Annotated in this window: 13 protein-coding genes and 3 pseudogenes; 10 read left to right on the top strand and 6 right to left on the bottom strand. The window is 68.5% G+C overall.

Annotated elements, in window-relative coordinates:
- The first annotated feature begins 425 nt into the window (after positions 1-425).
- Together ACIA8Q_RS32180 and ACIA8Q_RS32175 are read left to right on the top strand one after the other, a co-directional pair.
- Positions 426-1,265 carry an IS5 family transposase gene (locus tag ACIA8Q_RS32180; RefSeq protein ID WP_396318178.1) on the top strand — a complete coding sequence of 280 codons (840 nt, stop codon included), beginning with the start codon at positions 426-428 and terminating at the stop codon, positions 1,263-1,265.
- A 101-nt stretch (positions 1,266-1,366) separates the two neighbouring features.
- The gene (locus tag ACIA8Q_RS32175; protein WP_396318177.1) at positions 1,367-1,939 is read left to right on the top strand and encodes an SMI1/KNR4 family protein; all 573 of its coding nucleotides are present in this window, start codon (positions 1,367-1,369) and stop codon (positions 1,937-1,939) included.
- Positions 1,940-1,946: 7 nt separating this feature from the next.
- Here the strand turns inward: ACIA8Q_RS32175 and ACIA8Q_RS32170 are convergent.
- Positions 1,947-2,755 (bottom strand): IS5 family transposase gene (locus ACIA8Q_RS32170; RefSeq protein ID WP_396318176.1). Its coding sequence is split into 2 segments (ribosomal slippage): positions 1,947-2,401 and positions 2,401-2,755, totalling 810 coding nucleotides; the frame shifts between segments, so codons are not numbered across the junction.
- A 109-nt stretch (positions 2,756-2,864) separates the two neighbouring features.
- On the opposite strand from ACIA8Q_RS32170, the gene ACIA8Q_RS32165 reads away from it, so the two are divergent.
- The 6 genes and pseudogenes from ACIA8Q_RS32165 (at position 2,865) to ACIA8Q_RS32140 (ending at position 6,387) form a co-directional block, all read left to right on the top strand.
- Positions 2,865-3,215 carry a ribosomal protein L7/L12 gene (locus ACIA8Q_RS32165; RefSeq protein ID WP_396318175.1) on the top strand — a complete coding sequence of 117 codons (351 nt, stop codon included), beginning with the start codon at positions 2,865-2,867 and terminating at the stop codon, positions 3,213-3,215.
- Positions 3,216-3,236: 21 nt separating this feature from the next.
- A pseudogene (locus tag ACIA8Q_RS32160) lies at positions 3,237-3,368 on the top strand (Tn3 family transposase); the annotation flags it as partial.
- A 99-nt stretch (positions 3,369-3,467) separates the two neighbouring features.
- Positions 3,468-3,728: a Tn3 family transposase gene (locus ACIA8Q_RS32155; protein WP_387906827.1), complete on the top strand. Its 261-nt coding sequence runs from the start codon at positions 3,468-3,470 to the stop codon at positions 3,726-3,728.
- Between the two features lie 138 nt (positions 3,729-3,866).
- On the top strand, positions 3,867-4,589 hold the full coding sequence (locus ACIA8Q_RS32150; protein WP_396318174.1) for a hypothetical protein: 723 nt from the start codon (positions 3,867-3,869) through the stop codon (positions 4,587-4,589).
- The gene (locus tag ACIA8Q_RS32145) at positions 4,576-5,184 is read left to right on the top strand and encodes a Fic family protein (RefSeq protein WP_396318173.1); all 609 of its coding nucleotides are present in this window, start codon (positions 4,576-4,578) and stop codon (positions 5,182-5,184) included. Before ACIA8Q_RS32150 ends, ACIA8Q_RS32145 begins: the two co-directional genes overlap by 14 nt.
- 211 nt (positions 5,185-5,395) lie before the next feature.
- Positions 5,396-6,387: pseudogene (locus ACIA8Q_RS32140) on the top strand (recombinase family protein).
- On the opposite strand, the gene ACIA8Q_RS32135 reads toward ACIA8Q_RS32140, so the two are convergent.
- Positions 6,281-6,745: a hypothetical protein gene (locus tag ACIA8Q_RS32135; RefSeq protein ID WP_387906691.1), complete on the bottom strand. Its 465-nt coding sequence runs from the start codon at positions 6,743-6,745 to the stop codon at positions 6,281-6,283. The pseudogene ACIA8Q_RS32140 and the gene ACIA8Q_RS32135 sit on opposite strands and share 107 nt — an antisense overlap.
- Before the next feature lie 295 nt (positions 6,746-7,040).
- Positions 7,041-7,472, bottom strand: a complete 432-nt coding sequence (locus ACIA8Q_RS32130; RefSeq protein ID WP_396318180.1) for a hypothetical protein — start codon at positions 7,470-7,472, stop codon at positions 7,041-7,043.
- On the opposite strand from ACIA8Q_RS32130, the pseudogene ACIA8Q_RS32125 reads away from it, so the two are divergent.
- Positions 7,402-7,650, top strand: a pseudogene (locus ACIA8Q_RS32125) (transposase); the annotation flags it as partial. The gene ACIA8Q_RS32130 and the pseudogene ACIA8Q_RS32125 overlap by 71 nt on opposite strands.
- 993 nt (positions 7,651-8,643) lie before the next feature.
- On the opposite strand, the gene ACIA8Q_RS32120 reads toward ACIA8Q_RS32125, so the two are convergent.
- From ACIA8Q_RS32120 to ACIA8Q_RS32110, 3 genes are all read right to left on the bottom strand, one after another.
- Positions 8,644-10,263 (bottom strand): ISL3 family transposase, encoded by a 1,620-nt coding sequence (locus ACIA8Q_RS32120; RefSeq protein WP_396318172.1) that lies wholly within the window; start codon positions 10,261-10,263, stop codon positions 8,644-8,646.
- Positions 10,264-11,021: 758 nt separating this feature from the next.
- Positions 11,022-11,315, bottom strand: coding sequence for a hypothetical protein (locus tag ACIA8Q_RS32115; RefSeq protein ID WP_396318171.1), 294 nt, complete (start codon positions 11,313-11,315; stop codon positions 11,022-11,024).
- Positions 11,312-11,593, bottom strand: a complete 282-nt coding sequence (locus ACIA8Q_RS32110) for a hypothetical protein (RefSeq protein ID WP_387906684.1) — start codon at positions 11,591-11,593, stop codon at positions 11,312-11,314. The genes ACIA8Q_RS32115 and ACIA8Q_RS32110 overlap by 4 nt, the downstream gene beginning before the upstream one ends.
- A 512-nt stretch (positions 11,594-12,105) precedes the next feature.
- Here ACIA8Q_RS32110 and ACIA8Q_RS32105 point away from each other — a divergent pair.
- Positions 12,106-12,294, top strand: coding sequence for a hypothetical protein (locus ACIA8Q_RS32105; protein ID WP_396318170.1), 189 nt, complete (start codon positions 12,106-12,108; stop codon positions 12,292-12,294).
- Positions 12,295-12,369: the final 75 nt, after the last annotated feature.

Raw genomic sequence — 12,369 nt, 5'->3', positions numbered from 1 at the left:
ACCGGCGCCGGGAAGCAGACAGCCGCGAAGACCGGACATCCTGGGATGAGACAGGTACAAACCGCACCCCGCCCCACCTGCACCCCCGTCCGACCCGCAGACCTCAGCCGCATCTACAGTCACTTCCGCACCATGCCCGCGCACTTCGAGAATCGCCCTGTATCCGGGCCAAAAAGATGAAAACGACCTCTCACTGGGCGTTTCAGCCGCGAACAGGTGGATTGATCCTGGTTTTCGGTCCGCCTGGGCTGCCGGCATTCGGTGGCGCTTGGGGCTCTCGTGACAGGAGTGCTGCTGTTGCGCGCATGTCCGCCGGAACTGTGCACTTCCTCCTGTCTCATCCCTGGAAGCCGGGCCTGTTCCTGTTTGTCTCTCGAGAGCCGCGCGCGCTGGGCAGAGCGGCGATCCCGCGGTATGCCGTCATCATGACGGATCGTCGACCGTATCCGAGCGACCTGTCCGATGCCCGCTGGGCGCTGATCGAGCCGACCCTGAGCGCCTGGCGCCAGGCCCGGACCGAGCGAGCCCTCGCATTCGGCCGGCCTCCCGAGCACGACCTGCGGGATCTCCTGGACGCGATCCTGTACGTCGACCGGACCGGTATCCCCTGGCGCTACCTCCCCCACGACTACCCGCCCTGGGAAACCGTCTACGCCTACTTCGCCCGGTGGCAGAAGGAGGGCGTGTTCGAGCAGCTCAACGGCCTCCTGCGCCGACTTGTCCGCGCCCGCGAGGGGCGTGCCTCGGAGCCGACGGCGTGCATCATCGACTCCCAGAGCGTGAAGACCTCCACGAATGTTCCCGCCGCCACGCAGGGCCCCGACGTCGGGAAGAAGATCGTGGGCAGGAAGCGGAACATCGTCACCGACACGATCGGCCTGCTGCTGGTAGTGCTGGTCACCGCCGCGAGCGTGCAGGACGGCACCGCCGGCCGGCAGCTGCTGACCGCGCTCGCAGCCGACCACCCGACCGTCGGCAAGGCCTGGGCCGACATGGGCTACAAGAACGCCGTCGTCGAGCACGGCGCCACGCTCGGCATCGACGTCGAAATCGTCCGCCGCGACCCCGCCACCAAAGGGTTCGTCGTCCAACCCCGCCGCTGGGTCGTCGAGCGGACCTTCGGCTGGCTCATGAACCACCGCCGCCTCGCCCGCGACTACGAAGCCCTTCCCACCCGCTCCGAAGCCATGGTCCACGTCGCGATGATCAACCTCATGACCCGACGACTCACCGGCGAGACCACCCCGACCTGGCGCGGAACCTGACCTCAGGAGTCAGGGACGAAACGCCCAGTAACTGGGCGTTTCCTTTGGCTTCAGGTGGGGCCGCTCCGGATGGTGGGACGTCGCTCTGACAGTCTGATCGCATGGACGATTTTGCTGGTACCCAGGCACCGGTCCGGCGTATGACCGACCCCGTAGAGCTGGTCGGGGAGCTTGAACGCGTGGTACCGAGTCTGGCCGCCTTGCGCCGTCCGAAGCCCAGCAGCATCAGCTGGCAGGTCGTGGAAGCCGGTCTGGGCTTGCCCTTGCCAGCCGACTTCAGGCTCCTGTGCGAGCTCTACCCGCCTTTCGTACTCGGCGACTTCCTTGGCGTCGGTGGTCCGGATCCGGGTGGTGAGCACGCGTGGGTGCAGGGGACACGCGAGACGCTGGAGACCATCGAGGAGTGGTGCGAGGAAGCCGACCTGGCTGTGCCGCTCCACATCTATCCCGCCCCGGGCGGTTTGCTCCCATGGGCTGGATCGAATCAGGGGGACTTCTTCCTGTGGACCACCAGCCCGGCAGGGCCCCAGGACTGGACGGTCACCGTCGCCTCTCGGAGCTCCGCGTGGTGGCACTACACCGGTGGCGCCGTTCAGTTCCTGACCGACCTGGTCAGCGGCGCACTGGAACCGTGGGCCCTGCCGAAAATCCGAGCCAGCGCTATGGCCTGGTGAACACCGATCAGACCAGCAGGCGGCGGAAGCAGATGAACATCGCCGCGATGCCGGCGAAGGCGAGGAAGTGCTCGGCCTTGCGCTCGTAGCGGCGGTGCAGGCGGCGGCATCCGGATAGCCAGGCCATGGTGCGTTCGACGACCCAGCGGTGGCGGCCCAGTCGGTGGGAAGACTCGACGCCGCGGCGGGCGATGCGCTGGACGATGCCGCGTCCGCGCGGCCGTTGCCGCAGGTGGGCGTAGTCGTAGCCCTTGTCGCCGCGGAGCTTGGCGGGCCGGTGTCGGCGCGGTCCGCGCCGAGAACGGATGGGCGGGACGCCGCGCACGAGCGGTTCGAGGGCTTGGCTGTCGTGGAGGCTGGCTCCGGAGATGGCGAGCGAGATCGGCAGGCCGTTGCGGTCGCAGATCAGGTGGATCTTCGATCCGTTCTTGCCGCGGCCGGTCGGATTCGGTCCGGTCAGAGGCCCCCTTTGAGGGCGCGGATGCTCTCCGAGTCGATGGCGCATCGCGACGAGTCCAGCGTTCCCTGGGCGCCGAGCTCGTCCAGGACGACCCGGTAGAGCCGAGCCCAGACGCGGTTCCGGCGCCACTTCGCGCAGCGCCGGTAGACCGTCTGCCAGCAGGCCCGGAAGATCGGCGGGAGCTGGCGCCACGTGCAGCCCGAGGTCGCCACGAAAACGATCGCAGCGAGTACTTCCCGGTCCCCGGCTCGCCGTCGGCCCCCGCCCTGCGGCCGGTGCACGACCGTCGGCGGCACCACCCTCCGAAACACATCCCATAGCTCGTCCGGGACCAGGCGCTCAACAAGACTCTCCACGAGCGGCCGAACGACTCCGAAGCACCGAAGGAAGCGACCTCTTAACCTCGCGCTTCAGCTGGTCAGTCGCGGTTTACTCGTCCAGTCGTTCGTCTCGCGTCGACGAGGGGTGGTCGTGGAGGAACCGGAGTTCAGCGTGCTGCTGACTGAGGTCGGCACTACGAAGTTGGACGTCATCCAGGCAGTCCGAGCGATATCGGGCCTGAGTCTCTGGCACAGCAAGCTTTTGCTGGAGGCCGCCCCGGTCGTGGTCGTGGAGGACGCCTGGTTCGAAGCCGCAGACAAGGTCGCGAAGCGGTTGGAGGCAGCAGGCGCCCGCGCTGTCCTGGTCTGCGGGTGGTGCGACCGCCGCATACCCAGCGGGGCTGTCGGACTGGACCCTGACCCGTGCGAATCCCCGTACTGGCCGGCTGAGAGCTGCCGGGCAAGTTCTCCACCCACGGAGCAAACCAAAAAATGAGCAACTCGAGCTATCCACATAAAGAGCTACCCGGTCTTTGCCATCGCCGACCTGCTCGGCATCGACCTGATGCCCCGCATCCGCAACTGGAAGGACCTGCTGTTCTTCCGCCCCTCACGCACCGCCCAGTACGACCACATCGACGCCCTGTTCGGCGAGGCCGGGCGCAACGTCATCGACTCCAGATCCCGTGGGTGTCCCGGTCTTGCAGATGATCCGAACATCCCAAGATGAAAGGTGTGGAAGGACGTGATGTTCACGTCGCTGCTGGCCAACCTGGTGATCTTCCATAACGCCCTGGACATCGCCGACGTGGTCCGCGAGCTGCAGGCCGACGGGCGCCCGGTCGACCCACTCGACCTCGCCCTGGACTTCCCGTACCTGACCGAGCACATCAAGCGGTTCGGCGAGTACTCCACCCACGAACTCGGCATCACCCCCGACGCCTACGACGTCCGCCTGGACGTCGACCTCAGCGTGCTCGGCGGCGACGACAAGGCAGCAGCGGCATGACGGACAAGCCGACGCGGTCCGAAAACCGTTGGCGTTCCCAGGGCATTGAGCCGAGACTGATCGGTCGATCACATCGGACAGGAAGAGTGGCCAGCCCTGACGTACAACCGTGACACCCTGCCCTTCCCCGACAACCGCGTGCCCCCCATCACCCACGAGGGCATTCGGGACTGGGAAGAGTTCGACCCTGCCCGCCACTCGTTCGCCTGGGACGAGGACGAGGAGGAGCACCTCCGCTCGCTGGTCCGCGAGTGGGTACCACCTGTGCTCTCCGGTATGGCCGGCTGGTGGCAGGGAGAACGCTGGTGCGAGAGCCAGGTGGACGCGATCATCCGGGAGCGATACGGCACCTGGGCCTGGGGATGGAACTGGTACCACTACAGCGGCGGGCCCATCGGCAACTGGACCGGCGGACCGAGCTCGGTGACGACCCCCGACGAGACCGCGGACCGGGCCGTAGCCGCGCTGCTGGAGTGGCGGGAGTGGCTGGAGCGGACGGCCCAGCGCTTCGCCGAACTGACGCCGCCGCCGGACGCCTCGCCCGAGGACCGCAGCTGGCACCTGGAACGGGCCTGCGTCCGGCTCGTGACCCACACCATGGACTCGGGCGCGGACAACGCCTGGCGGGGCCAGACCTCGATCGTCCTGGGCTGGTTCCTCACCAGCACCGGCATGGACCGGGCCGAAGCCGCACAAGCGGTGGAGCGCGCGATCGGCGGCCGGTTCAAGAGCTGGGTCCACCCGGAGCGGAGTCTGATCGAGTCGGTAGGCGAGGACCTCGCCGTCGGCCTCACCGGCCACGCCCCGTACCGGGACCACCGCGAGTGGGAAGCGCTGGAGAAGCTCCATGACCGCTATTGACAGCCTCTCGGTCTGGCTGCGCGTGCGCCGCGAGGTCAACTGGCGGCATTCACCGGCTCTGCGACGGGTCCCGGCCGGCCGCGACGGGTTCAGGTCCTGGTGCGAGGGACCGGTGCGTCGGCGCGACCCGATTCGCGCTGAGCGTCTGCTCGCCGCGCACACCCTGGCCCGGGAGGACGCCGCACGCCAGACCCCGCTGAACTTCGCCCTGCTGGCCCGTTGGCAACGCGAAGTCCTCGCTGCAACAGGGGCACCGTTCCGCGTGAGCGACGCCTATGCGAAGGCCGGCCGCGAGCGCTACGGTCTGACCCGTCACACGCAGGCCGACTTCGATTCCTGCCTGGACGAGACGACCGACCCGGACATCCCGCTGGCGGCCCGCGCGGCCCGCGCCTACCTCGACGTGGCGTTCTTCCACCCCTTCGCCGACGGCAATGCCCGCGCCGCACTGTTGACCTTGGTCTATGTCCTGGCGCGGGAGGACATCGTCCTTCCTGAGGTCGGCCCCCTCCAGACCACCCGCTACGCGGATGACCCGGCCGGTGCCGCCGACCTTGCCACTCTCATCGGGGTGCTCAACCGCCGCCGCCGCTGAAGCGTTCGGGCGAGGGCACCGACCTTCCGCCAGGCTTCAACAAACCATTGTCTTCTGAAAATCGCCGGGCGGACCGCCGGAAGCACCCCAGGACCTTCAAAGACTCCTGGCAGGAATTCCGGATGTGAGCAAGCCATTTGAAGACGCCCAGTTCGAACTCCTGGTCGCCGAGCCCGCCGTCCGTACCGAGATCCGCGTCAAATACGCACGGATGTCCACTGGTAGACAGACGCTCGACCGCCAGCTCGACGCCCTCAACGCGGTCGGCTGTCGCCGGATCTTCGCGGACAAGAAGTCGGGGAAGAACGACGCCCGGCCGAACTGAAGGAGTGCCACGCGTTCCTCGCCGCCGGCGACACCCTGGTGGTCCCCGCCCTCGACCGGTACGGCCGTTCCCTCCAGGACCTGATCTCCAAGGTCGGCGAACTGCGCAAGCGCGAGATCGGCCTCACCTCTCTGCAGGAACGGCTCGACACCACCATCCCTGGCGACCGCCTGGTGTTCCACGTCTTCGCCGCCCCTCGCGGAGTTCATCCGCGAGCTGATCGTCTCCGGCACCCGCGATGGCCTCGCCGCCGCCCGAGCCCGCGGCAAGGTCGGCGGCCGGCCGACTGTCGTCAACGCGGACATCATCCGGGCCGCCCACGACATGCTCCCCAACCCCGAGCACCCGATCACCTCGATCGCCAATCCTCGGCGTCAGCCCCGGCACCCTCTACAACCACATCCCCGACCTGCAAGAACTCCGTGTCAGCCGCATCCCCGCCCAACTCGAAGCGGGCAACCGGTGACCCCCGGCGAACACCGGACCGAGAGCGGCGCCCTCCAGCCCGGCGCCGACGAGCCCGGCCTACCCGGACCCTTCGGAACCTGGGCCGATCACGACGGCCGGGACGACGAGCCCGACCCTGCCGAAGACTCCTCCCCGGGACCGCACTGCCGACTCACCAAGATCATCCCATGGCGGCTTTTTGGCTCACCTTGGCTGGACCCCAGGAGCTCCGTGGGTTCAGGGAAACCGAAGGCTCTTCAGTGGGAACCCGCGGGTCGAATGGTGGTGTGCTCTGCCGGGATCGACCCGTGAGTTCGTGCCGACTCACGGCGAGACGTCCTGGCTCGTGGGCGTCGTCACCTCGTGGAGATGCTTCTCAACAGGACCCAGGTGCTGGCCATGGGCCAGGACGATCTCGTCTGCGAGGTTGAGGATACGGATCGTGCCGTCGGGAAACTGGACGGTGATGCCGACGGCGATGTCGTAGTCGCCGCGCTGGTAGCGGATCTTCCGAACGGAGAGAATCCGCTGCCCGATGAACCGGGTCATGGGGAAGTCGGGCAGGTCGTCCTCGACCGTGGTGTGGCCGTACTCGTCCATGTCGTAGGGGCCGTGAGGCTGATCGATCTCCAGGGACAACCCGTCGCCCGGAGTGTGAAACCGAACGGGGCCGAGCCCGTCCATGTGCAACCACATGTGGAGGAGGGAGGGCTCGGTCTCCTGGTAGTGGTGCCAGGACGTCGTCACTTTCAACAGGCGTCTGTCGACCAGGTCCTCAGCGTTGATCATCCACCGATGCTGTCACAGCGTTCAACGACTCGGCACTGGATTCCAGGAGGCGCCTGGCCGAGTCCGGGTAGCGAATCGCGGTCTTCTCGGCCAGGCCGAAGACCTCAGCGAGGTGGAGCGGGTCGGGGCCGTGAACGAGGGCTTCTTCGAGCTGGCGGTCAACGCGGAGCCGTTCGAGGGTGGCGGTCTGGCAGCGAAGCGCGGCGGAGACCGAGACGCCGCTGATGGGGCCGGTCTCCAGTGCGGTCTGCCTGTTGATCAGCAGGTGTGGGTTGGCGGTGTCGGGCCAGCACCGTCACCGGTGCTCCAGCCAGGCCAGGGCCGTCTGCAGGGTGAGCTCGTCCAGGGGGCGGACGCGGCTGTTGATGACGAGCCGGCGGTTGCCGATGTCGAGGTCGTCGAGCTGGATGTGGCGGATCGCACCGGGTCGGGCGGCGTGGACGGCCGCGAGGGCGAGGATCAGCCGGTCCGCCAGGCGGGTAACCGAGGCAACCGAGGACTGGACGTCCTCGGGTCCCAGGGGCTGGATGATGCCGTTCGCCTGCTGGCCGACCCGCATGCGGCTGGTCGGGTTCTTGAAGATCGTGCCGCTTTTCTTGGCCCGGGTGAACAGCGACCGCAGGGCGACCAGGGTGTACTTGCGCTGGGAGCCGTGGACGGCTAGCCGGCTCGCCGGCGTTGCCGGTTTGGCCCCGGTTCCCCGCGCCTCGGGCAAGGTCAGCGGCAACCTCCGCCGACCTCGGCGCTACAACAGGCGACTGCTGCGGATGTTCTATCTCTCCGCCCAGGTCGCCACCGTGTACTGTCCCGAATCGAAGCGGTACTACCAGCGCAAACGCGCGGAGGGAAAGTCCCACAAGCAGGCCGTCCTGGCCCTCGCCAGGCGTCGCCTGAACGGGCTCTGAGCCCTCCTGCGCGACCACAGGCCCTTCGAGACCGCTGCTGTCCGCGCAAGCACCGCAGCGACGTGATCCAACCACAATGCGTCACCACCGCTACTTGACAACCTCATTGGGAATCAGTGGCTCCCGCACTCACCGAAGAACACCCGCCACGGTGGAGTACACCATCGCCACGAACGGCCTAGACCCGGCTCTCATTCACACCGGAGCAGTGGCTCCCATATGAGGTTCTGGCCCAGGTTGTGTGACCAGTGACGGTCCGTAGGCGCCGGGGCTGACAGCTACCGCAGGACAACAAGAGGTTCCGGTCTCGGCATGCTGAACATCGGGCCGAGTGGGACACATAGGGCTCGGTGTCGGAGAGGTCCCTGTAGCCTCGGCGGGTGATCGGCGACCGGCCCTCCGATTGCCTCGGCGCCACTGAACTCCCCGACCAGTCGTGCAAGAGCCAACGAATCGGTCGGCGACATGGGTACAGTCAGGATCTGCGATGCCACCACGCCAACTCCGGGTCTGCCATCGGCTCGTGATGCGTTCGCCCGAGTAACACCACGTCCAGGCGCTCCACCTGCACCCGGAGTTCTCCGGCGGCCCTTGGCGGAAGCATGAACAGAACGTCTTGCAGTTTGTCCCGGGCCCAGCCCTCACCACAGCAGGGGCAGGTGAACTCAGCCTCCCACCGCCTCCATCGGCGCTTGGTGCCGTGGACGCGCACAGACCACACGCTCAGCGCCACCGCCACGATGCCCGGAGACAACCGCTCCCGTTCGAGCACACGGACGGCGGCATTCGCCGCTCCCGACAGACCTGGGACATCGCGATACCGCACCCAAGGTCCTCCCCAGCCGCGTTCCCGCGACCGAAGCGAAGCTGGTGTTCTACGAGGCACGGCCCCTTCGGATGCAAATCATGGACGACATCCTCCCACAACCCAAGATCGGACGGACAGAACCTAAGGACGACCGACCGGTGGCCCTGGCCCTCCGCTACGGACGGTCAGGCGAGAAGCACTCGCTTGCGTAGGAGAGGGAAGCTGGCGCGTCCGAACATTTGTCGTTTCAGCATCTTGATCCTGTTCACGGCACCCTCGACGTGGCCGGAGTTCCACTGCGTGGTCAGTCCGGCATGGACGGCGGCGTAGTCGCTGTTCAGGCCGTTGGCGAAGGTGCTGATCCCGGGAAGGCCGGCAACCTTGGCCTCGCTGATCCACTCGGGCAGACGGTCCCCGTCGAGGAGGGTGAGAATCTCGGCGAACGCGGTGACCAGGTGAGCGGTGGTGTCCAGTTCGGGGCAGTGGACCAGGAGGGCCTTGCGCCGGATGGCATCGTCGGCGGTGAGGCCGTCGAGGTGGCGGGTGAGCCAGTCCGTGGCCTCGCGGACCGTGGGCGGGCGCGGTGGCGGCGGGCCGTCCGGGAGCAGTTCGCGCTGCTTCCATGTGGCGAGCTGGGTGTATCCACCGCGGTAACCCCGGGCGGTGATCTCACCGAGCAACGCCATGCCGCTGATATTGCCGCTCGTCTCCTCCCAGCGCCGCAGCAGGTACGGCTTGTAGGGGTCGAGCTTGACGGTGCGCGGGGCCTGCGGGCCCTTCATCATGTCCTGCCACTTCCCGGCCTCCGCGTAGCGGCGCACGGTGTTGCGGCTCCAGCCCAGGTGCTTCGCGACGGCGCGCTGGCTCATGCCGCTGTTCAGGAGCCCGTGGGCGAGGGTGTGGTTGGCGCGCCGCCGTTCGGCAACGCGCCCGGCCGGGTTCACCGGCTGGGCATCATCGGCGTTGCCGGCCTCGGCGGGTAACGGGTTCTCCCACCGGGGTTCGGGCTCCGGCTCGGACTCGGGAACGCGCAGGCAGGCGCGGTGATCGGTGACGACCCGCTCCACGGCGCGGACCAGGTTCGCCCACAGGTGATAGCGGTCTGCCACTTGCCGGGCCTGCGGTGCCGCACGGTCAGCCGCCTCCGCGTAGGCGCTGGCACGGTCACGTGCGATCACCTCGATCCGCTGGTGCCCGGCCAGCCACGGGGCGAGCGTCGCCGCGTCGCGCTCGGGCAGCAGGTCCAGGACCTTGTGGGTGACCGCGTTCGTGATCACCGTGCCGTAGGTCTGGCCCTTGCGCAGTGCGAAGTCGTCGACCCCGACCGCCACCGGGGCCCCGACGGCCGGGTCGGGCAGGTCCATCACCCGCCGCAGCAGCGTGTTCCGGCTCGCCCGGATGCCCAGCAGCGCGGCCATCCGCGCTCCGGCCCGCCCAGCAAGCGCCAGACCCAGTCCGGTGACCGACGAACGCTGCCGCTCGGTGACCTGCCCGTGGCGACGTGTCAGCCCGTCGACCTGTTCGACGAACGTCCGCCGCCGACACACCAGGGCCTGGCAGGCGAAGCGGCGCACCCGCAAGGCAACGATCACGGGCCGCCCGCAACTGGGCAGATCCGACGGATAGCGCAGGTAGGAGCCATGCACCCGCTCCGACCACGCCCCGCAGTCCGGGCAGGACGCACCCGGAACAGCCACGCGGGCAGCGACCCGCACCACCGCACCGGACACTTCTACACCGACGACCGCCACCTGGGGCAGCGACGGGAACAACAACTCACCGAGCCACGACCACGATTGCGACACAGCCGCCGACTGTCAGCCGTCCAGGCGACTCGGCCGACCAGTTCCGGACGATCTCCAGACCCCGCCACCACCCAGGATCCGTCACCCAGTGTCACCGATCACAGAACCTGGGCCAGACCCCCATATGACCCGACAAAATCAGCGGTCTCCTCCGCCCAGGCCCGTTCCTCCTCGGACGGGGTGAAGAACACGTGCAGCTCACGCGAGGTGATCAAAGCCGCTTGAACCGCGGATACGCGGTCCGCCCGATCGAAGTCATCCCCACCCCACCCGATGCCCAGCCCCTGCCAGGAACGCCGTGCACACCTACGGGATCGTCGCGTCGTCCGCGCCAGGCCAGGATCAGAGCAGTGGAACCCAGGACAGGGCCAAGCCCCCGGGGGTAGACGCGGAGTGCGACTCAGAGCTTCAAGATCATCCCGTGGCGGCTTTTGGACTCACCTTGGCTGGACCCCACAGACGGCCTGCTGGCCCTCCCCGCCACCCGCGGAGGTCAGCGCCGCAGTCGCCGCTGATGCCGTCGGGGTCGTAGGTGTCCTCCCCTCACCCACGGGGGTAGCCGGGCCAACGGCGTCAATACGGAAGGCTGCCCGACCCCGGTAATGGACCGGCCGGCGCTGGCGGGGATCGTCGGCCGGCGGCGGGGCGGCGGACCAGACCGCCACACCCCGCAACAGCCCAGTAACGATCCGTTCCGCCCTGGCCTCGCGGGCCGACGAGGAGGCACATCCCCATTTCCGCGGAGGCGGGCCTGCCGCTCAGTCCGCTCGCAGGATTCGCGAAACGTAGATCCGGGGAGGGTCGGAGGCCTCGTTCACCGCGTACTCCACCAGCCCCAGATCCCGGCGCAGCGGCGCCGAGTGCATCCCGGGGCGGCCCGGCACCGGCATGCTCAGGTGCGGGAAGGGGTTCTCGCGCAGGTCGACGAGGAACGCCACCAGGGCGGAGAACACGTCGGCCGGCGTGCCCGGGTCGCCGAGGAACTCCTCGACGGCCGGGGAGAGGGTGAGCGGGTCGTGCTCGTCGTCCGGAGAGTCGCTGAAGTCCGTCACTGGGCCCCGAGCCGGCGCAGGACCGCGGATGCGGGGGTACCGGGGGCAGTGCCGGCCTGGATGTCGTCGTGGATCCGGTCGCCCTCGGGATCGCGGTAGAGCTCGGCGCGCAGCCACCACCGCTTCAGCACACCCCCGATCGTGTCGACGTCGGCCTCGCCCATCTCCCGGTAGAACTCCATCCGCTGCGCGGGCGGCAGGGCGTTGGCGACGGCGTCCTGGGTACGAGGGATGGGCTGCCGGCCGTCGTGATGGCCGTGCAGGGGCGCTGCGCTCACCGTGTCCTCCAGGCATCTGGTGCGGGCGGGACCGGTACCAGTGTCCCCCGTGGACGCTTCCTTCCGGTAGCCGGGTCCTGGTCCTTCCGGCATCGACGAGCTACGGTCGACGTCCGAGGACCGGGCGCGGCATCCGGTGGCCCTGCAGGCCGCACCGATCCACCCCCTTCGCGTGCTCGTCGCCCCTCCTACCGGATCTGGTGGGCGCAGACCACGCGCTCGCGGGAAGGGCACCGCACCATATGGTTCACTGCCCGCCGTCTCGCGTGCTCGCGGAGGCGGCGGTGGCGTGCCCCCAGGCCTCGCGTGGCGGCCCTGGCCGACCGTGTGCTCGTATAGCCGCCGTTGCCTGACAGGTAGCTCTCTGTAGCCGATCGGGGGTTGGCTGTCCCGGGTTCGAGCGTTTTCACCCGCGCCCTGATGTGCGCGCGTCACCTTGGTCGCGTTCGGTGCGGCTGAGAAGGGATCGAGCGTGCGTCAGGACTGGGAGCGCCAAGGACAACCTCCAGCGGATGCTGGCCAGCGTCCCGCTCACCGATGACGAGCAGGCCGCGGTCGACGAAGGCCAGGCCGCGCTCGACCAACCCCTGGTGCGACTGACCGACGTTCCCACCCCGGCGGGACCGACGCCCCGTCGGATCGGCATCCCCGCCACTGCAGCGCTGCTGCCGATCGTCGATGTCCGCCAGCGACACACCTGAGCCGGCACCGATCCGGACGCGAGTCCTGTCATCCGCGCCGCGCCAGCGCGGCGCGGTCCGTTCCCACCACTGCAT

It is taken from the genome of Kitasatospora sp. NPDC051705 (assembly GCF_044453265.1).
Classification (GTDB): domain Bacteria; phylum Actinomycetota; class Actinomycetes; order Streptomycetales; family Streptomycetaceae; genus Kitasatospora.
The sequence above is the reverse complement of the archived record's forward strand: the minus strand, read 5'-3'. Positions and strand labels throughout refer to the sequence as shown.